General features: G+C 70.7%; 1 protein-coding gene. It reads right to left on the bottom strand.

Annotation, left to right across the window (positions count from 1 at the left end):
• Nucleotides 1-386 (bottom strand): aminoacyl--tRNA ligase-related protein (locus BIU91_RS14845; RefSeq protein WP_366556900.1); only part of this gene is annotated, 386 nt, incomplete at both ends.

The following is a 386-nucleotide window of genomic DNA, read 5'->3' as shown; positions in this document are numbered from 1 at the left end:
GTGCACGTCGAACGGCGCGACGTTCTTCGGCCAGACCAGGCCCTTCTCGTCGTTGTGGGACTCGGCCAGGATCGCGAGGATGCGGGTCACGCCGATGCCGTACGAGCCCATCGTGACCGTCGCGAGCTTGCCGTTCTCGTCCTGCACCTTGAGACCGAGCGCCTCGGCGTACTTGCGGCCGAGCTGGAAGACGTGCCCGATCTCCATGCCGCGCGCGGTCTCGAGGGGGCCGGAGCCGTCCGGCGACGGGTCACCCGCGCGGACGTCGGAGACCTCGACGACACCGTCGGCCACGAAGTCACGGCCGGCGACGAGGCCGGACACGTGCACGCCGCGCTCGTTGGCGCCGGTGATCCAGCTCGTGCCGTCGACCACACGCGGGTCGA

The organism is Curtobacterium sp. MMLR14_002, assembly GCF_001864975.1.
Taxonomy (GTDB): Bacteria; Actinomycetota; Actinomycetes; order Actinomycetales; family Microbacteriaceae; genus Curtobacterium; species Curtobacterium flaccumfaciens.
This window is presented reverse-complemented; position numbering and strand designations above follow the sequence as displayed.